This window comes from Pseudomonas coronafaciens pv. oryzae str. 1_6 (assembly GCF_000156995.2).
Taxonomy (GTDB): Bacteria; Pseudomonadota; Gammaproteobacteria; order Pseudomonadales; family Pseudomonadaceae; genus Aquipseudomonas; species Aquipseudomonas tremae.
This window is the reverse complement of sequence record NZ_CP046035.1, coordinates 5,424,825-5,443,646: the sequence shown is the minus strand read 5'-3', so window position 1 is coordinate 5,443,646 and position 18,822 is coordinate 5,424,825. Positions and strand designations below refer to the sequence as shown.

The window sequence follows — 18,822 nt, the reverse complement described above, 5'->3', positions numbered from 1 at the left end:
CAGGTTTTGATCAGAGCGCCTCGCTCCAGATACTCACACCCAGTACATGCATCTGGTCCGGCGCAAGCGTCACTACGTCGTCCAGTACGTTGGCGGTTTCAACGCAGACCATGCGCTGCCAGCCGTCCGCCGCCATGTCGGTGAACCTGGCGGTTTTCTCGACCCACGGGTTCCACACAATGGCTGATTTCGAACCAAGGCTGCGAACATGGATGCGTCGCTGCCACTCTGGGTCGAAGATGCTGAGCACGCCCGGCGTGTCCTTGTAGATGCGGTCGGTTTCGCCTGTGAATGTCAGGTCTCCGGCTTGTTCGCGCTCTTCCCAGTTTTCCAGAGTGTCGACGTAGTTCAGGCCGTCCAGCCCTTCGACGCTGACCTGGCGTATGTCGCTGATGGCGAAGTAGGTGTGCAGCGCCTGGCTGAGGGTGACGGGCTCTGTGCCGCAGTTATAGCTGACCAGGCTGACATTCAGGGCGTGGTCGAGGCGGATGCTCAGTTTGAGGGCGACGTTGTGCGGCCAGCCCGGCAGGTGGCCTTCGGCTTCGGGCAGGACAAACTCCACCAGCAGCGCATCGCCATCTTCGCCAATACCCAGCAGTTGCCAATCCAGCGCGCGTACTTCGCCGTGGGCCTTGGCGGGCTCGCTGCTGTCGCGCATGGCCTGCACGCTTTGCGGGTTGCGTTCGAGATTGCCGAACCACGGCCAGCAGATGGGCATGCCTGCGCGAATCGGTTTGCCTTTCTTGAACACAGCTTCTTCATTCAGCCACACCAGCGGCGGCTGTCCGGCCACTTGATAGCTGAGAATATGTGCGCCTTGCTGAGCGACCAGCAGTTCAGCTTCACCGTGGCGGATGCGCCAGCAATTAAGCTCATCGTACTGAACGGATTCAACAGAGGGTTCAACGGGGGATGTTGGCATGCAAAGTTCTCACTCAAGGACCGTGACGAAAATAGACCGCTCCACGTTCGATGAGTTTACCCGTGCAGCCAATCTCTAGCCGAACGATGATTTACCGCCGCGCGGGAACCGAGCGTGTCCGGCCGCTGGCGTCTATGGCCACAAACACGAAGGCTGCCTCTGTTACCTTGCGCCACTCGCTGGTGACTGGGTCATCGCTCCACACTTCGACCATCATCTTGATCGAGGTACGCCCCACTTCAAGGGTGCGGGTGTAAAAGGACAGTTGCTCGCCGACAGCCACAGGCACCAGAAACGCCATGCGGTCAATCGCAACGGTGGCGACACGCCCTCCAGCCACTTTGCTGGCCATTGCGGTGCCTGCCAGGTCCATCTGAGACACCAGCCAGCCGCCGAAGATGTCGCCAAAGCCATTGGTTTCGCGGGGAAGGGCGGTAATTTGCAGTGCAAGGTCACCTTGCGGAGTTGGATCTTCTTGTTCGAGCTCGATCATGCCTAGGGTGCCTCTGACCCATGACTCTCATTATTGTATGCCGCGGTTAACAGGGGGCCATTCAACACCCCGAGCATGAACATTGTGTGTTCAGCACGGGTGTGGCCTTTAAGGGAAACTCTGCGAAACCCCCTGATTCAGGCGTTTTCGCACAACTTCCCAGAGCGGCTGACGACCCGGGAGTATATCGGGCGTAGCGTCATAGAACGACTACCGGGTTTTCATTTCGTACTTGAACCGTTCTTGCCATGTGTTTTTCGAATCAATTTGCTATCGTGCTGGACCTCTACAGGTAACAAGACTGCCTGTACACGCAATTTTGGTGCCTATCTGCACAATTGCTCCGGACAATCGCTTCTGCACGCCACCCCGCAGCAGCCAGCGCAGCTGTCGCATGCCCTATCAAAGAACAAGCAAAGAGAAGCCTTGTCATGTCCCCTGTTCCTCCAAGTTCCACGCAACCTGCGCGGCCATTGACCCGCAGTGATTATAAAACCCTGTCGCTGTCTGCTCTGGGTGGCGCGCTGGAGTTTTACGACTTCATCATTTTCGTGTTTTTCGCGGCGGTGGTCGGGAAGCTGTTTTTCCCGGTGGACATGCCTGACTGGCTGCGCATGATGCAGACGTTCGGCATTTTTGCCGCCGGTTATCTGGCAAGGCCGCTGGGCGGCATTATCATGGCGCACTTCGGCGATCTGCTGGGGCGCAAAAAGATGTTCACCCTGAGCATTTTCATGATGGCCGTGCCTACTCTGATCATGGGCTTGCTGCCGACCTACGCGCAGATCGGCATGTGGGCACCCATCCTGCTGCTGTTGATGCGGGTCATTCAGGGCGCTGCCATCGGTGGTGAAGTACCGGGCGCCTGGGTATTTGTGTCCGAACATGTGCCGTCCCGTCGCGTCGGCTATGCCTGCGGCACGCTGACTGCCGGCCTGACGGCGGGCATCTTGCTGGGCTCGCTGGTGGCTACCGCGATCAACAGCATCTATACCCCGGTTGAAGTGTCCGACTACGCATGGCGTATTCCTTTTCTGCTGGGCGGGGTCTTCGGCCTGATGTCGGTTTACCTGCGCCGCCTGCTGCACGAGACACCGGTATTTGCCGAACTGCAACTGCGCAAGGCTCTGGCCGAAGAGGTGCCGCTCAAGGCGGTTTTGCGTGATCATCGCGGTGCCGTAGCACTGTCGATGTTGATGACCTGGCTGCTGTCGGCCGGCATCATCGTTGTGATCCTGATGACGCCGACCATCCTGCAGACCATTTATGGCTTTCCGGCGGCCACCGCATTAAAGGCCAACAGCCTGGCAATCGTCTTCCTCAGCATTGGCTGCATCGCGGCGGGCGCACTGGCGGATCGCTTCGGGGCCGGCTGGGTGTTTCTGCTGGGCAGTGCCGGGCTGCTGGTCAGCTCCTGGACGTTCTATCACGTCCTCGGCAGTCACCCTGAGGTGCTGTTTCCGCTGTACGCAGTGACCGGCCTGTTTGTCGGCACCATTGGTGCAGTGCCCTACGTGATGGTCAAGGCCTTCCCGCCGGTTGTGCGCTTTTCCGGGTTGTCGTTCTCCTACAACCTTGCTTATGCCATTTTCGGTGGCCTGACGCCGATGGTCGTGACGTTCATGCTTAAAAGCAGCCCGATGGGGCCGGCCTGGTATGTCGCGATTCTGTGTGGCCTGGGCATGGCCATCGGCGTGTTCCTGCTGGTCAGAAAGCGTTGATTGTACCGGTCTGAAATAACGGCCTGCGTGGCAATACAGAAAAGGCTGTCCCTTTGTTGAGGGGACGGCCTTTTCATCTTTTTGTCATAATCAATTCATACAGTAGTCACACGCTGGCCGGCGAGGCTGGTGGGCACCGACACACCCTGCCAGGAGCGCAAGGCATGACATTCAAGCGTTTGATGACAGCACTGACACTGGTGACCGCCGCAGTATCGGCAGCCAATGCGTTCGCTGCCGTCGATCCTGCCATCAAGGGTTATACCAAGACCTCCGGTGTGTCGGGCAACCTGTCCAGTGTCGGCTCGGACACTCTGGCCAACCTCATGACCCTGTGGGCCGAGGCCTACAAGAAAGAATACCCGAGCGTGAATATCCAGATTCAGGCGGCTGGCTCCTCTACGGCCCCGCCTGCATTGACCGAAGGCACCGCCAATCTAGGGCCGATGAGCCGCAAGATGAAAGACGGAGAGCTGTCGGCTTTCGAGCAGAAACACGGCTACAAACCGACGGCCATCCCGGTCGCGGTGGATGCACTTGCAGTGTTCGTCCACAAGGACAACCCCATAAAGGGCCTGACCCTGGAGCAAGTGGACGCGATTTTCTCTGTAACCCGGCTGTGTGGGGCAAGAGCTGATGCGAAGACCTGGGGTGACGTGGGGGTGACCGGCGATCTGGCAGGCAAGCCGATCCAGCTGTTTGGTCGCAATTCGGTGTCAGGCACTTACGGTTATTTCAAGGAAGAAGCCCTGTGCAAGGGCGACTTCAAAGCCAACGTCAATGAACAGCCCGGCTCGGCTTCGGTGGTCAGCTCCATCAGCAATTCGCTTAATAGCATTGGCTACTCGGGTATCGGCTACAAGACTTCCAACGTCAGAACCGTACCCTTGGCGAGGAAGGAGGGTGGCGAGTTTGTCGAAGACAACGAAGCCAATACCCTGAACGGCACTTATCCGCTGTCGCGCTTTCTGTACGTCTATGTGAACAAGGCGCCCAACCAGCCTTTGGCGCCACTGGAGGCAGAATTTATCAAACTGGTGCTGTCCAGGCAGGGCCAGGAAGTGGTGATGAAAGACGGCTACATCCCGCTGCCTGCCCGAGTGGTGGAAAGGACCATGACCGAACTCGGTCTGTCGCAAGGTACGAGTGATGTGATGGCCAGATAATCCTGATTCAGCGAGGCTAAATGGACTGGCCTGCGCACAATTTGAACAGTCCGCTGCCGGTTTTATCGGGCAGCGGGCTTTCTTGCGTCACCTTGCTGTAATGTTTTTGTCATACAAGGCGGTTACGGTGTGTGCGCATGAATGAGCTGTTCAAATCCTCGATGAATCAGAGTTCGCCTCCCGAGCGGATCGATTTCAACACGCCTGCGATGCTGCGCAAGCGTCGTGTTCGTGCATTCAAGGATCGCCTGACCCACTGGTATGTCGCTATTGGCGGCCTGGCCGTGCTGGCAGCCATCACCCTGATCTTCTTCTATCTGGCCTACGTCGTTGCGCCGCTGTTCAAGGGTGCAAGCCTGACCACCGAGCCTGCACTTAATGCTGGCTGGATGCAGGACGCCGGCAAGCCGCTGTTGATCACGATTGAAGAGCAGAACCTGATCGGTATGCGCATCTCCGACAAGGGCGAGGTGGTCTTCTTCAATATCAAGGACGGCACCGAACTGCATCGCGTGGCCTTGCCGCTCCCTGCCGGCGTGTCCGTCGCTTCCATCGGCAAGGATCAGCCGGGTGCGCCGCTGATCGCCTTGGGCCTGTCCAACGGGCAGGTGCTGATATTCAGGCATTCTTATCTGACCACCTACCCGGACAATCAGAAAACCATCACCCCGAGCATCGCCTGGCCCTACGGCGAGGCGCCGCTGGTGCTGGATGAGGCGGGGCGTGCGGTAGAGCATGTGACGGTCAGCGCGGATGCGGACAGCCTGAAAGTGGCAGGTTCCACCGGCACTCAGTTGCATGTCATGTCGCTCGCGCAAAAAGAAAACCTGATGACCGGCGAGATGACCCGCGAGCAGACGCGCATCGAGTTGCCGCAGACCTCCGCTGTCATCAAGGCGATCTATATCGATCCACGCCAGCATTGGCTGTATGTCATCAATGGCCGGGCGCAGGCCGATGTGTTCAGTCTGCGGGATCATTCCCTCAACGGTCGTTACAAGTTGCTGGAAGACGGTACTGCCGAGATCACTGCCAGTGCCCAGTTGGTGGGCGGCATTTCGCTGATCATCGGCGACTCCAGAGGCCGCATGGCCCAGTGGTTCATGGCCCGTGATACGGATGGCGAACAGCGCCTCATGCGCATCCGTGATTTCAAGATGAGTAGCGCCCCAATCGATCAGATCAAGGCCGAGCAGCGTCGCAAAGGGTTTATCGCGCTGGACACCTCGGGCAGGCTGGGCGTGTTCCACAGCACGGCTCACCGCACACTGCTGGTCGAAAAGGTCGCAGAGGGCCCCGGAATTCTGGCGATGTCGCCACGCGCCAATCATATTCTGATCGAAAGCTCGGGCAAGCTTTTGCCGCTGGCGCTGGATAACCCGCACCCCGAAGTGTCGTGGAGTTCACTGTGGGGCAAGGTCTGGTACGAGAATTACGACGAGCCCAAATACGTCTGGCAATCCACCGCGTCCAATTCCGATTTCGAGCCCAAGCTGAGCCTGGCGCCGTTGACCTACGGCACCCTGAAAGCTGCGTTCTACGCCATGTTGCTGGCCGCGCCTCTGGCCGTTGCAGCGGCCATCTACACCGCCTACTTCATGGCCCCGGGCATGCGCCGCAAGGTCAAGCCGGTGATCGAGCTGATGGAGGCGATGCCGACTGTGATTCTCGGCTTTTTCGCCGGACTGTTTCTGGCGCCTTATCTGGAAGGCCACCTGCCGGGGATTTTCAGCCTGCTGCTGCTTACGCCGATAGGGATTCTGCTGGCAGGGTTTTGCTGGGCCCGTCTGCCTGACTCCATTCGTCTGGGTGTTCCAGATGGCTGGGAAGGCGCGATTCTGATCCCGGTGGTGCTGTTGGTCGGCTGGTTCTCGCTGAGCATGAGCCCGCATCTGGAAAGCTGGTTTTTCGGCGGCGACATGAGCATGTGGATTCGCGAGGAACTGGGCATCACTTACGATCAGCGCAATGCGCTGGTGGTGGGTATCGCGATGGGCTTCGCGGTCATCCCGAACATCTACTCGATTGCCGAAGACGCCGTGTTCAGTGTGCCTCGCAGCCTGACCCTGGGTTCTCTGGCGCTAGGCGCGACACCTTGGCAGACACTCACGCGGGTGGTGATCCTGACTGCCAGCCCGGGTATTTTCTCGGCGTTGATGATCGGCATGGGGCGGGCAGTAGGCGAAACCATGATTGTGCTGATGGCCACCGGCAACACCCCGATCATGGACATGAACCTGTTTGAAGGCATGCGTACCCTCGCCGCCAACGTCGCAGTGGAGATGCCGGAGTCGGAAGTCGGCGGCAGTCATTATCGGGTGCTGTTTCTGGCGGCGTTGGTGCTGCTGATGTTCACCTTTGTGATGAACACCCTCGCAGAGCTGATTCGTCAGCGCCTGCGCAAGCAATACTCGTCGCTGTAAAGGAAGGTAGAAGTTCGTGAAACGGAACTCCCTCAAGAACTGGTTCAAAAGCGGCGCCCCCGGCGTCTGGATGAGCGCGGGTGCCGTTGCCATTGCTGTCATCATGACCATTGGCCTGCTGGCGGTGATTGCCGTGCGTGGCCTGGGGCACTTCTGGCCTTCCGATCTGATAGCCGCGCAATACGCGGTGCCTGGTCAGCAAGCCCATGTTCTGGTCGGTGAGCGCGTCGAGCAAGAGCAAGTGCCGCGTGCCCGACTGAAAAGCGCAGGCCTGCCGGTGCCTGATCAAGGGCCGGAGTTCATGACCCGCCAACTGCTCAAGGTCGGCAACCGTGACCTCAACCCCAGTGACTTCACCTGGGTAATCGGGGAGTGGCTGACCGAACAAAGCCGCCCCGTAACATTGATGACACTGGAGCGCCGCGAGTGGGGCAACTTCTACGGCTACCTGGTCAATGTCAAGGAGGACGGCAGGGTCGTGGCTGAGGGCGAAGCAGCCTGGCCGACTCTGCAGGAGCGGATCAAGCGCGTCGAAAAGCTCGCCGACGAGCTGTATAGCCTCGAAAAGAAAGACATTGGCGCCATCAACCACGGCATTGAGCGCTTGAGATTGCGCGCCCGCAAACTCGAACTGGCCGGCAGCCTTGATGCCGCTGCTCAGGCTGACATGGCAGCAGAGCGCGCCGAGCTGGATGCGCGTTACAACGTTATCGAAGAGCGTCTTGAGGGGCTGCATAAAGCCTTTGATCGCGACAGCCTGACCGCGCGCGATGCCAACGGGAAAACAATTGAAATCAGCCTGGGCAAGGTGGTGCACGCCTACCAGCCCAACGCGATGGACACCCAGGCCAAGCTGGGTTTCTACTTCCAGAAACTCTGGGAATTTCTCAGCGAAGACCCCCGCGAAGCCAATACCGAAGGCGGCATCTTCCCGGCGATCTTCGGTACGGTGATGATGACCTTGATCATGGCCGTGATCGTGACGCCGTTTGGCGTGCTGGCGGCGGTCTACCTGCGCGAGTACGCACGTCAGGGGCCGGTTACCCGGCTGATCCGCATTGCGGTGAACAACCTCGCCGGTGTGCCTGCGATTGTGTATGGCGTGTTCGGACTCGGCTTTTTTGTCTATGTGCTGGGCGGCTCGGTGGACCGTCTGTTCTTTCCCGAAGCACTGCCGGCGCCCACCTTTGGTACGCCAGGGCTGTTGTGGGCATCGCTGACACTGGCGCTGCTGGCGGTCCCGGTGGTGATCGTGGCGACCGAGGAAGGGCTGGCGCGGATTCCGCTGTCATTGCGCGAAGGCTCACTGGCGCTGGGAGCGACCAAGGCCGAGACGCTGTGGAAGATTGTGTTGCCGATGGCCAGCCCGGCGATGATGACCGGCCTGATACTGGCAGTGGCCCGTGCAGCCGGTGAGGTCGCGCCGTTGATGCTGGTCGGTGTGGTCAAGCTGGCACCGTCGCTGCCGCTGGATGGCAACTATCCTTACCTGCACCTCGATCAGAAGATCATGCATTTGGGGTTTCATATTTACGACGTGGGCTTTCAAAGCCCTAATGTCGAGGCGGCGCGTCCGCTGGTCTATGCCACTGCATTGCTGCTGGTGCTGGTGATCGCCTTGCTCAACCTGTCGGCGGTCAGCATCCGTAATCACTTGCGGGAAAAGTACAAGGCGCTCGACAACTGATCCGTGTGCCCCCTCTCAAGGAGGGTGGCCCGATGAACGAATGGTTCGCACAGGAGCAATCCATGCAACACGAAAGCCCGACCCGCGGCATGAGCATGTCGGCCCTGAGGCGTCACAAACAAGGCCTGGATCTGGCCGACGAAACCGTGGCCATCGAAGTGCCCGGTCTCAATCTGTTTTACGGCGACAAGCAGGCGCTGTTTGATATCGCCCTGAACATCCCGAAGCAGAAAGTGACCTCGTTCATTGGGCCGTCCGGTTGTGGCAAATCAACGTTGCTACGCAGCTTCAATCGCATGAACGACCTGGTCGATGGCTGTCGTGTTGAAGGCGCGATCAACCTGTACGGTCACAACATCTACACCAAGGGCGAGGAAGTTGCTGAATTGCGCCGCCGCGTCGGCATGGTGTTCCAGAAGCCGAATCCGTTCCCCAAGACGATTTATGAAAACGTGGTCTATGGGCTGCGTATCCAGGGGATCAACAAGAAGCGCGTGCTCGACGAAGCTGTCGAGTGGGCTTTGAAGGCCGCTGCATTGTGGGATGAAGTCAAGGACCGGCTGCATGAGTCGGCACTGGGCTTGTCCGGCGGCCAGCAACAGCGTCTGGTGATCGCCCGAACCATCGCCGTGGAGCCGGAAGTTCTGCTGCTCGACGAGCCTTGTTCGGCACTCGACCCGATTTCGACCCTTAAAGTCGAAGAACTGATCTACGAACTGAAATCCAAATACACCATTGTGATCGTTACCCACAACATGCAGCAGGCGGCTCGGGTGTCGGATTACACCGCATTTATGTACATGGGCAAGCTGGTCGAGTTCGGTGATACAGATACCTTGTTCACCAACCCGGCCAAAAAACAGACTGAAGACTACATCACCGGTCGTTACGGCTAGGACGTGCTTCGTCAGACCTGAACCACCGCTGCGTTTTCGCAATTAAACCGGACGTTCCAAGGACACCCAGCATGATCCACAAAGACAGCCATACGCATCACATATCCCAGCAGTTCAACGCTGAACTCGAAGACGTTCGCAGCCATTTGCTCGAAATGGGTGGCCTGGTCGAGAAGCAGGTAAACGATTCGGTCACGGCACTGATCGAGGCTGATTCCGGCCTGGCGCAGCGCGTTCGCGAGGTCGACGACCGGATCAACCAGATGGAGCGCAATATCGACGAAGAATGCCTGCGCATTCTGGCTCGTCGTCAGCCTGCGGCTTCCGACCTGCGTCTGATCATCAGCATTTCCAAGTCGGTGATCGATCTGGAGCGCATCGGTGACGAGGCTACCAAAATTGCCCGTCGTGCGATTCAGCTCTGTGAGGAGGGCGAGGCGCCACGCGGCTACGTGGAGGTGCGTCATATCGGTGATCAGGTGCGCAACATGGTGCGCGATGCTCTGGACTCGTTTGCGCGCTTCGACGCCGAGTTGGCCTTGTCGGTCGCGCAATACGACAAGATCATCGACCGCGAGTACAAAACCGCCCTGCGCGAGCTGGCGACCTACATGATGGAAGATCCACGCTCGATCTCCCGCGTGCTGAATGTGATCTGGGTGCTACGCTCTCTGGAGCGCATCGGCGATCACGCCCGCAACATTTCCGAGCTGGTGATCTATCTGGTGCGCGGTACCGACGTGCGACACATGGGTCTCAAGCGCATGAAGGAAGAAGTGCAGGGTATCTCGAGCGAAACCGCTAATGTTCCGGGCGCCGCTGACGATAAGTAAGATTGCCTGCGAGAAAAACGCCCAGCACGCGCTGGGCGTTTTTCATTGTGCAGCGCAATATTTCCGTCGCCTGCGGGTTAAAAAGTCGCGGCGCAGTCAATCAATATGGCTGTTGGCTATCAGTCAACGCTATGCTTGCCGAAACAAAGGGCGTGTTGGCATATCGCAGTTCGCCCTCAGGTGAACACGCCCGCAGGAGCGTCGATGAGTAAAGTCAGTGTATTGGTGGTGGATGACGCGACTTTCATTCGCGACTTGGTCAAGAAAGGGCTGCGCAATTATTTCCCCGGGATCCATACCGAGGATGCAGTCAACGGGCGCAAGGCTCAGGTTTTATTGAACAAAGAAGAGTTCGATCTGATCCTGTGCGACTGGGAAATGCCCGAGATGTCGGGCCTTGAGCTGTTGGCATGGTGCCGTGAGCAAGACAACTACCTGAAGACCGTCCCTTTCATCATGGTGACCAGCCGTGGCGACAAGGAGAACGTCGTGCAGGCGATTCAAGCGGGTGTGACCGATTTTGTCGGCAAGCCGTTTACCAACGAACAGTTGCTGACCAAGGTCAAGAAAGCGCTGGCCAAGGTCGGCAAGCTGGACGCGGTCATGTCCACCGCGCCGGCGCGCATGAATTCGCCGCTCAATGACTCCTTGAGCGCACTGACCGGTGGCAAGGCTGAAGTGGTTCGCTCTGCTTCAGCTGCAGCGCCTGCAAGCGCGCCCAAAGCCGCGCCTGCTGCGATCAAGTCGGCAGCGCCCACTGGCCGCGGGCAAGGCCAGCTGCGCCTGCCAAGTGGCACACAGCCCTGCGTGATCAAGGCGCTGACGCTCAAGGAAGCAACGCTGGTAGTGCGTCACAGCGACAACCTGCCGCAGGTCCTTGAAAGTGCTGTTCTGGACCTGGAGCAGGGCGAGAGCAATGAAGTGGCGCGTCTGAATGGTTATCTGCATTCGGTTGCGGCCTTCGAGCAGAAACCCGACAGCGAATGGCTGCAAGTGTCCTTCCGCTTTGTGGATCAGGATGCGCAGAAGCTTGACTACCTGTCGCGCCTGATTGCACGCGGTACGGCGCAGAAGCACTTCATTCCGGGCGCCTGATACCCGCGTCAGTCTGAAGATAGGTGACTTATCGTCATCGACAGGTCCTGTAGAGCCTTGGGTACGAGGCTCTCAGGCCTGGTCCTGCAAGGTGTGAGGGAAGGCTGCGTTGCAAATGACGAGTTTTTGTTGCGCCAGGACGACACCCCGCGTCGGCTTTTCCCGCATCTTTGGTGCGCATGTTCCGCTATCGCCGTAACTCGCCGTTCTATTTAGTTTTTCCAGTCGCATGAAAATGCAAATAACCACTGGAAAACACTTCAATGCCCCCAATAGCGCTTCAATCAGCCAGCAACACCGCCTCCGATCAGCCAGCCCCCGTCACCGACATACGCTCTGATCTGGGTCTTTTCTGCCAGGCCCTTGGCAGGCTGACGCCACCTGCCGAGTACCGTGACAAAGCCCTGTCGAGTTCGCTCACCCGACAACTGGCTTCGCCTGACGTGCAAGCGTCGATTGCACTCGGACTGGCAGCGATTCCCCGACACGAATGGGCCGACAGCGATTTGCAGGTTGATCCGGCAACTGCCATGGCAGCCGCGAACCGAGCCGAGTACCTGCGCAGCATGGCGACCCGCATCGTCAACCCGGGCAATGCCCCCTGGCTCAAGACGGCGATTCACAATGCAACCGAAGTGTCGGGGATGCGTGTGCTTTCGCTGGCCATCAGCCTCAGGCATGAGCACTCGATATTATCGTTCGAGTCCCTGATTGCGCTTGCTGCCGTATTGCTCATGCCTGTGCTGGATTCGAGCACCGAGGCGAACCAGCCGCTGCCCACTGCGCAGAGCCTGAATGTTGATGTCCCACGACTGGACATCTGGGGCACCGTTCATGATGTAGGCGCTTTGCTTCAGCAATCGGGCATTGAACTGCTGTGTGAACCCGGCACTCATGGCAGCGCGTTACGGTTCAGTGCCCAAGAGACATGGCATGCGCTGAGCCAGACGGCACAGTTCAAGTCCGCCTTTGCTCCGCTGCTCGATTACATGGGTTGGTACGGCGGTCAGGGTGATGAACAGACTTCATGGTTCATCACCCAGGCACTGGCCGGACGAGTGATCGCCGATCACCTGGCAGGCGCTGTGCAGATCGCCGGCCAGCCACTCGAAAAGGCTCTGCGCGGTGGCTGGGTCTGTGATTACAGCCATACGCAGTTGCACGACATGCTGGTGAAGCTGACGCACACCGGCTTTCCCGATGCTACGTCCAGCACGCTCGACATCATGTGCTACCTGTTCCTGCGCGAGGCGATGCCAGAGTTGCTGGTAGGCGGCGTTCCTGATCACCTTCAATACGGTCGTTCGTTGCAGAGTGTGGCTCTCCTTCAAGGCGTTGCACTGGCCGAGGCGCTGTCTCCGGGCCTTTCGCAGATCACTCCCTACGATGAGCTGATCAAGGTCAGCGTTGATCTGGGCCAATCCAGCGATGCTAATGTCCAGGCCCTGTGGACCAGAACGCTGATTGTCCCGGCGTTGCGTTACGCGATTACGCAGGGCGTCGTTCAGCAGCCGGTTAATGACGATATTCATCAGGCTGGTGCCGAGCAGGTCAGCCAGGCGCTGGCTTATCTGCACGCGCAGCAGGCGGCGCATGCTCGCGAGCTGAACAGCCTGCTTGGGTCCAGCCCTCCGGACCGCAAGCGTCTGGCACAGCACATGTTGAAAGAGGCGGGTGTCGACTGGCGGCTTTGGGACAAGAGCATTCGCATCGAGCACTGGCCGATATTGCAGGAGCACGGGTTCACGGTTGCAGCTTCATACTCCATCGACCGCTTGCTGGCTGCGGGTAGACCACAGGCGTCGGTTATCGAACTGGTGATGATGGGTGAGGTGTATATCGAGGGGCAGCCTGCGGTTCCTGAAGCCTATGCCAGTGCTTTCGATCTTTTTCAGGGGGCTATGGTCAGCGCGCAAGCTGGCATCATCGAACGATTGCTATCGGAAATGCAGCCGCGAGACCGGGCTGACCTGTTGAATTCGACATGCGAACTGAGTCGGGTCCGGTTCGGGTCGCAAGAAGGCACGCAGGGACTTTTTGTCCGGTGTCAGCGAGGCGACCACCTCAATGATTTTCAGGGCCACTCTGTGGTAGAGCGTTTTTTCCAGCTGATCCCGGCAGCGGGCGTCGCCGGTGAAGTCCATCAGGCGTTCACCTATGAAGTCGAGGACGTCACGTGGTCTGGCACTGTTTCGATCATCGAGGCGTTCCACCTTAAAGATGCACATCAGCGACGTATCGAAGAGGCCCGGGTCACGCCACTGCTTCCAATGGACAGCGACGCCTACCTTTCGGGTTCTGTTTCCCGCTCCACGCGGGCTTACCACAGGCCACAGCAAGGCATGCTCGTACCTTCTGCCGAACTGGTCTACTTCACCCAGGCTGATGAGCCGGGTAATTTGCAGGCCCTGGCGAACAAAGCGGCGTTACATTTGCTGGCTGACTTCCTTGAGCAAAGCAAAGTGCTGCATCTGCACGAGACCGAATGGGAAAAGACCTGGGCCAAGGAGCGCGAGTACGCTGACCTCGCTGCTCGTCTGGTCATTCCGTTCTACGGGTGCATCAAGGATCTTTCCGCCGGTGGCCGCTCAGGCGGGCTGATCATAAGCTGTGTGATGGATGCTGCCTTCTTGCTCATTCCTTTGGGGCAGTTTGCCGGATCGACTGCCCGAATCATCCTGCGGGCCGGTGAAATGAGTGTGGAATCAGTCGCCAGAGTTGCCGCTACTGCGGTCAAAACGCTGATCACCGGGCTGGCAAAACAGAGCGCGATATTCGCCCTGCACGACCTTGGCAAGGCGGGCCTGAGAATAGGCGCGCGAAGCTGGGCTGCTTTGCTGGACGAGCTGCCGTCTCTGCGTGACGTGTTTGCATCGCAGTCCGCACTTGAAGCCGGTATGCATCTCGACAAGGGGATGTACAGGCTTGCCGAAAACGCAGAGCAACTGCTGCCGGATGTCGCGGCTTCAGACCTGCTTGTGAAGGTGGATGGCAAGTCCGGTGTGGTCGTACGCAATGCCGGTACGCCGGAGCAGCCTGATTTCAGGTTATCCGATCCGCTGTCTGATGCGCCGTTCGGGAAAAGGCTGACGCCTGTGTCCGGTCACGATCTCAGCGAATTTTCGGTTTTTTCAGCGCAGGAGCGCATTGGCCCTGACCATTACCCGGCTATCGCCCCGCTTATTGAAGTTGAGGATGGTTTTTACGAGGTCTGTATTGCCGAAGACAGCCACGTGCTTGCAAGCGAAAGAGACGCGGGTGTTTTCCAGATACGTGTCGATGATCACCTCTACCGCCTGGACGCGTATGCGCCCGATGCTGCGCTGCGCAAGCTCACGGCCGAGAAACTTTCACAACGCTCGGAATGGTTGCTTGAGGCCGAAAACGTCTGCCGGGTCCGACGCGATCTGATCTCGCTGCCGTGTACCGATGGTGTAAGGCTGAAAACACCAACACCGGAGCCTGTAAGAGATGGCTCGACTTCACCCAAACGTACCGGCAAATACCCCAGCAACGCCATGGACGCTCGCGAGTTCAGGCTGGACAGGCTGAAGTCTGGTAACGAGTCCATTGATGTATTTGTCAACGAAGGCAAGATCTGCAAATGGGCCGATGCCGGAGAAGTGGTCGCTTCTACTTCAACGCAAGCGCCTGCCGGGAAAGTGGTCATGCCGCTTGCCGATGCTGAGCGGGCGCTGTTTGCCCTGCCGGAAGCGCCTGTGTACCTGCCCGAACTTGCAGGCGTGCTTGCAAGCGAAGGATTGCTGGGGCTGCCGGAGAATTTCGTCGTTTCTGATGCGCAATGGATCTATGAGCACATGCCGGTTGTCGAGGTTGGCCCCATCGCTTCCGGCATCAACGATGCCCGTACATTGCGCGGCATCCGTTTCGACACCGATGGGATGCCCTGGATTTTCATCGAACCTGACAGCGGGGTGTTCTACAAGGCGCCAGTCGTTGTCGAGGGTTCGACCGAGCTGAAGTTTTCTCGCGTGACCGTTGCTGAGGAGATTAGCGAATACCTTCGCCTATCCGAACAGTACCGACTGGTCCGTGACTTTCCACATGCCGAACAAGATCAGGAAAACATTGCGCGGCTGCTGTTTGATCTTCTGGACGACGCCGGGCGAGAAGCATGGAGCGTTGCCTGGGGGAAACAGATCACCCGCTACGAGGAGTACGCTGAGTGGTGTACCGCCAATCAGCAAAAAAACAGGCTTATGGGGTACGCCGCCAATATCCTCTCTGGCGAGCTCATTCAGAAACGATTCGTGGAGCTGACCAGAGACAGCATTCCGGACTTTCAGAAAGTCATCCAAAGAAGCTTGCCGGAACAGCAGCATATTGTGGAGGTCCTGAACCATCTGCTGCCTGCACAGGGCTCGCCGGTCCGATGGGAGAGGTTGGGCCTGGAGAGCATTGTGAAGCCCAAGGCAGCACGCAGCATCATGAATCAGGTCAAGGGAGCCAACCTTTCTTTCCTGCAGGCGCATACCGAGGCCGGTGAGCGGATCGTGTATTACGCGCTTTCCGGGGGGCGCAGAGCGAAAAGCCTCAAGCTTAAGCTCGATCTTGTCGATGAGACCGAGCGGGTCATTGACGGTGTGATCTATCGAGATGCGCGGGCCCGGATGGCGGGACGCGCGCCGGATCCGGGTTTCACCAGCCTGCCAGTGATACGCGATGCTGGTCGACTGGTGGTCAGTAAATTCGAGCGTCACCTTGATTCAGAGCGTCTTATCGCAACCATTTTCAAGGAAGACATGGCGTCTACCCGTCTGACGCATATCAAAGTGTTCACTGTGATGGACACGTGCCGCTCCTGTGGCGGATTCGTTTTACCTCGCTTGAAGCTGGACTTTCCGGAGGCACAGTTTTCCGTCACCTACCTGAAGGACTACCAGGGCAGTTGATCGCTGGCGCGGCTTTGTTGACGCGTTATTCATGTCCGATTGATACCGCCGAGTCCTATTCTGCCGGCAAGGCTGATAGGCTTGGCGTTCAGTGCCCATGAACCCGACCCTCACCGATGCTTGAACGCCTGCTCGTCCTGTTTGCCCTGACGTTGACTGTCCAGTCGGCGGGTGCTGTCACGATTTATAAATTTACCGATGCGGGTGGTGTGGTGTCGTTTTCGGACCGCCCTACGCCAGGTGCATCGGTGATGGTGTTTCGCGACCGCATGGTCGAGCGTATCGATCAGCAGGTGCATTTGAGTGTCAGACGCGACCGGGGCATACACAGCCTGTATGTTCGCAACGACCTGTATGCACCGGTCGAAGTGGAGGTCAGGCTCTCCAGTGTGACCAACGTGCTGGGCGTCGCTGGCTCTTCAACGACATTGCGTCGTACGATTCCGGCACGCAGCAACCAGCGGGTTGTGGTGCTGAGCCCCAAAGTGGCAAGCAAACCAATGAATTACGCGTCGATGCTGACCTCGACGCTGGGCGACCCGAAAGGCAGGGTACAGGCCTATAAATACCCACTGCCCTGGATTGGCGGTCCATTCCGTCTGACCCAGGGACCGAATGGCAAATACAGTCATTTCGGGATCAAGGGTCGTTACGCGATGGACATCGCCATGCCTGAAGGCACGCCGATCATCGCGGCGCGTGGCGGCACGGTGGTGAAGATCGAAAATAGCCAGTCTGGGCGTGGCTCGAATCCGTCGGGCAATTTTGTGCGGATCCTGCATGAAGACGGCACGATGGGCGTTTATCTGCACCTGATGCAGGGTTCTGTGAGCGTCCGTGAAGGTCAGCGGGTCAATGTGGGCACTGCGCTGGCACGCTCAGGCAATACCGGCAACAGCACCGGCCCGCACCTGCACTTTGTCGTACAGCGCAATAACGGCAGTGAACTGGTATCGATCCCCTACGAATTCGCCACCCCGGTGCAGAGCCTGCCCAACTTTGCGGTGGGCGGGAATTAGCCGCAGAGCTGCCTGCACTCACATAACTCTGCGTCCTAAATATGCCCTCACGCACGTTCAAGGTCGGACGCAGAGCGCGTCCAGAACGGCATTCCCACGCTGGAGCGTGCGGAGCGATAGGTGTTAGAACCCTATCGTGCCAATGCTCCGCGTTGGCATGCAGTTCATGACGCTCTGCGTCATATAGATATGTGCCGCGCTGCACACCAGAATGTGAAACTCTCACGCTCTGTGTATCAATCCAGTTTCAGCACTTTGGCCAGGACAATTTTCGGGCCTCTCATCTTCTTGATGATGATGCGCAGGCCTTCGACTTCCATCTGCTCTTCTTCTTCCGGCACCCGCTTGAGGGTTTCGTAGATCAGGCCTGCCAGTGTTTCGGCTTCGATGTGGTCCAGGTCAATGCCCAGCAAGCGTTCGATCTTGAACAGCGGCGTGTCACCACGCACCAGCAGCTTGCCCGGCTGATAGGCCAGAATGCCCCGCTCTACCTTGCGGTGCTCGTCCTGAATATCGCCGACCAGCACTTCGAGCACGTCTTCCATGGTCAGATAACCCACGATCTTGCCGTCAGCCTCTTCGACCACGGCAAAGTGTGCTCCACCTTTGCGGAACTGCTCCAGCAACTGCGACAGCGGCATGTGCCGCGAAACGCGCTCCAGCGGACGAGTCAGCTCCGCCAGGTTGAAGGACTCTGGAATATGATCCAGCGCCGCCAGCTCCAGCAGCAGGTCCTTGATGTGCAATAGCCCGACAAACTCGCCGCGTTCGGCGTCGTACAGCGGATAACGGCTGAATTTGTGGCGACGGAACAGGGCGAGGATTTCCTTGAGCGGCGCATTGAAATCCAGCGAGACCATGTCTTCGCGGGAGTTGGCCCAGTCGACCACTTCCAGCTCGCCCATTTCGACCGCTGAAGCCAGCACGCGCATGCCCTGATCGCTGGGGTCCTGGCCACGGCTGGAGTGCAGAATCAGTTTCAGTTCATCACGGCTGTAGCTGTGTTCATGATGCGGGCCGGGCTCACCCTGGCCAGCGATGCGCAGAATGGCATTGGCGCTGGCGTTGAGCAGGTAGATTGCCGGGTACATAAGCCAGTAGAAGAAGTACAACGGAGCCGCCGTCCACAACGACAGCAGCTCTGGCTTGCGGATGGCCCAGGATTTGGGGGCCAGCTCACCGATGACGATGTGCAGATAGGAGATGATGAAGAAGGCGGTGAAGAACGACACGCCCTTGATCAGTTCCGGAGTGTCCACGCCCAATGCAGCGAGCAATGGCTCCAGCAGGTGTGCAAAGGCCGGCTCGCCGACCCAGCCCAATCCGAGCGAGGCGAGAGTGATCCCCAGTTGGCAAGCTGACAGGTAGGCATCCAGCTGGCCGTGAACCTTGCGCAGAATGTGTCCGCGCCAGCCGTTCTTGTCGGCGATGGCTTCAACCTTGGTCGAGCGCAGTTTGACCATGGCGAACTCTGCCGCAACGAAAAAGCCGTTGAGCAGGACCAGAAACAGCGCAAAAAGAATCATGCCGAAGTCGGCGAAGAGTGAAGACAGGTTAAAACTAGGGGAAGGGTCCATGATGGGGTTTTGCAGGGTCCGTATTGACAGGAAGAGGGTATTGTCGCGTCACAAGACGCCATGAACCCGGCAATGTA

At 58.5% G+C, this 18,822-nt stretch carries 12 protein-coding genes; 9 read left to right on the top strand and 3 right to left on the bottom strand.

Annotated features, from left to right (window positions below):
* Positions 1 to 10: 10 nt before the first annotated feature.
* On the bottom strand, positions 11 to 922 hold the full coding sequence (locus POR16_RS24820; protein WP_005895097.1) for a D-hexose-6-phosphate mutarotase: 912 nt from the start codon (positions 920 to 922) through the stop codon (positions 11 to 13).
* A gap of 91 nt (positions 923 to 1,013) precedes the next feature.
* Entirely contained in the window at positions 1,014 to 1,415 is a 402-nt protein-coding gene (locus POR16_RS24815; RefSeq protein WP_005895099.1) for an acyl-CoA thioesterase, read from the bottom strand.
* Between the two features lie 431 nt (positions 1,416 to 1,846).
* Between POR16_RS24815 and POR16_RS24810 the strand changes: the two genes are divergently transcribed.
* The 9 genes from POR16_RS24810 (at position 1,847) to POR16_RS24770 (ending at position 17,168) form a co-directional block, all read left to right on the top strand.
* On the top strand, positions 1,847 to 3,136 hold the full coding sequence (locus POR16_RS24810; RefSeq protein ID WP_005895101.1) for an MFS transporter: 1,290 nt from the start codon (positions 1,847 to 1,849) through the stop codon (positions 3,134 to 3,136).
* Between the two features lie 164 nt (positions 3,137 to 3,300).
* A complete protein-coding gene (locus POR16_RS24805) occupies positions 3,301 to 4,302 on the top strand; it encodes a phosphate ABC transporter substrate-binding protein PstS family protein (RefSeq protein ID WP_005895103.1) in 1,002 nt (333 codons plus the stop codon).
* Positions 4,303 to 4,439: 137 nt separating this feature from the next.
* Positions 4,440 to 6,725: an ABC transporter permease subunit gene (locus tag POR16_RS24800; protein ID WP_005895106.1), complete on the top strand. Its 2,286-nt coding sequence runs from the start codon at positions 4,440 to 4,442 to the stop codon at positions 6,723 to 6,725.
* A 70-nt stretch (positions 6,726 to 6,795) separates the two neighbouring features.
* Positions 6,796 to 8,412, top strand: coding sequence for a phosphate ABC transporter permease PstA (gene pstA, locus POR16_RS24795; protein ID WP_173402280.1), 1,617 nt, complete (start codon positions 6,796 to 6,798; stop codon positions 8,410 to 8,412).
* Positions 8,413 to 8,474: 62 nt separating this feature from the next.
* Complete coding sequence (pstB, locus tag POR16_RS24790; RefSeq protein ID WP_005895112.1) at positions 8,475 to 9,308, top strand: phosphate ABC transporter ATP-binding protein PstB; 834 nt, start codon at positions 8,475 to 8,477, stop codon at positions 9,306 to 9,308.
* 71 nt (positions 9,309 to 9,379) lie between these two features.
* On the top strand, positions 9,380 to 10,141 hold the full coding sequence (gene phoU / locus POR16_RS24785) for a phosphate signaling complex protein PhoU (protein ID WP_005895114.1): 762 nt from the start codon (positions 9,380 to 9,382) through the stop codon (positions 10,139 to 10,141).
* Positions 10,142 to 10,345: 204 nt separating this feature from the next.
* Positions 10,346 to 11,236 (top strand): response regulator, encoded by an 891-nt coding sequence (locus POR16_RS24780; RefSeq protein ID WP_005895116.1) that lies wholly within the window; start codon positions 10,346 to 10,348, stop codon positions 11,234 to 11,236.
* Between the two features lie 263 nt (positions 11,237 to 11,499).
* The gene (locus tag POR16_RS24775; protein WP_042932809.1) at positions 11,500 to 16,149 is read left to right on the top strand and encodes a deaminase domain-containing protein; all 4,650 of its coding nucleotides are present in this window, start codon (positions 11,500 to 11,502) and stop codon (positions 16,147 to 16,149) included.
* Between the two features lie 116 nt (positions 16,150 to 16,265).
* Positions 16,266 to 17,168 carry a peptidoglycan DD-metalloendopeptidase family protein gene (locus POR16_RS24770; RefSeq protein WP_005895120.1) on the top strand — a complete coding sequence of 301 codons (903 nt, stop codon included), beginning with the start codon at positions 16,266 to 16,268 and terminating at the stop codon, positions 17,166 to 17,168.
* A gap of 236 nt (positions 17,169 to 17,404) precedes the next feature.
* On the opposite strand, the gene POR16_RS24760 is transcribed toward POR16_RS24770, so the two are convergent.
* Positions 17,405 to 18,745 (bottom strand): hemolysin family protein, encoded by a 1,341-nt coding sequence (locus POR16_RS24760; RefSeq protein ID WP_005895122.1) that lies wholly within the window; start codon positions 18,743 to 18,745, stop codon positions 17,405 to 17,407.
* Between the last annotated feature and the right edge of the window lie 77 nt (positions 18,746 to 18,822).

What these genes read in the sequence shown, in the direction of transcription:
- POR16_RS24820 (WP_005895097.1), bottom strand. Translation starts at nt 922, where the DNA reads ATGCCAACATCCCCCGTTGAACCCTCTGTTGAATCCGTTCAGTACGAT.
- POR16_RS24815 (WP_005895099.1), bottom strand. Translation starts at nt 1,415, where the DNA reads ATGATCGAGCTCGAACAAGAAGATCCAACTCCGCAAGGTGACCTTGCA.
- POR16_RS24810 (WP_005895101.1), top strand. Translation starts at nt 1,847, where the DNA reads ATGTCCCCTGTTCCTCCAAGTTCCACGCAACCTGCGCGGCCATTGACC.
- POR16_RS24805 (WP_005895103.1), top strand. Translation starts at nt 3,301, where the DNA reads ATGACATTCAAGCGTTTGATGACAGCACTGACACTGGTGACCGCCGCA.
- POR16_RS24800 (WP_005895106.1), top strand. Translation starts at nt 4,440, where the DNA reads ATGAATGAGCTGTTCAAATCCTCGATGAATCAGAGTTCGCCTCCCGAG.
- pstA (WP_173402280.1), top strand. Translation starts at nt 6,796, where the DNA reads ATGAGCGCGGGTGCCGTTGCCATTGCTGTCATCATGACCATTGGCCTG.
- pstB (WP_005895112.1), top strand. Translation starts at nt 8,475, where the DNA reads ATGCAACACGAAAGCCCGACCCGCGGCATGAGCATGTCGGCCCTGAGG.
- phoU (WP_005895114.1), top strand. Translation starts at nt 9,380, where the DNA reads ATGATCCACAAAGACAGCCATACGCATCACATATCCCAGCAGTTCAAC.
- POR16_RS24780 (WP_005895116.1), top strand. Translation starts at nt 10,346, where the DNA reads ATGAGTAAAGTCAGTGTATTGGTGGTGGATGACGCGACTTTCATTCGC.
- POR16_RS24775 (WP_042932809.1), top strand. Translation starts at nt 11,500, where the DNA reads ATGCCCCCAATAGCGCTTCAATCAGCCAGCAACACCGCCTCCGATCAG.
- POR16_RS24770 (WP_005895120.1), top strand. Translation starts at nt 16,266, where the DNA reads ATGCTTGAACGCCTGCTCGTCCTGTTTGCCCTGACGTTGACTGTCCAG.
- POR16_RS24760 (WP_005895122.1), bottom strand. Translation starts at nt 18,745, where the DNA reads ATGGACCCTTCCCCTAGTTTTAACCTGTCTTCACTCTTCGCCGACTTC.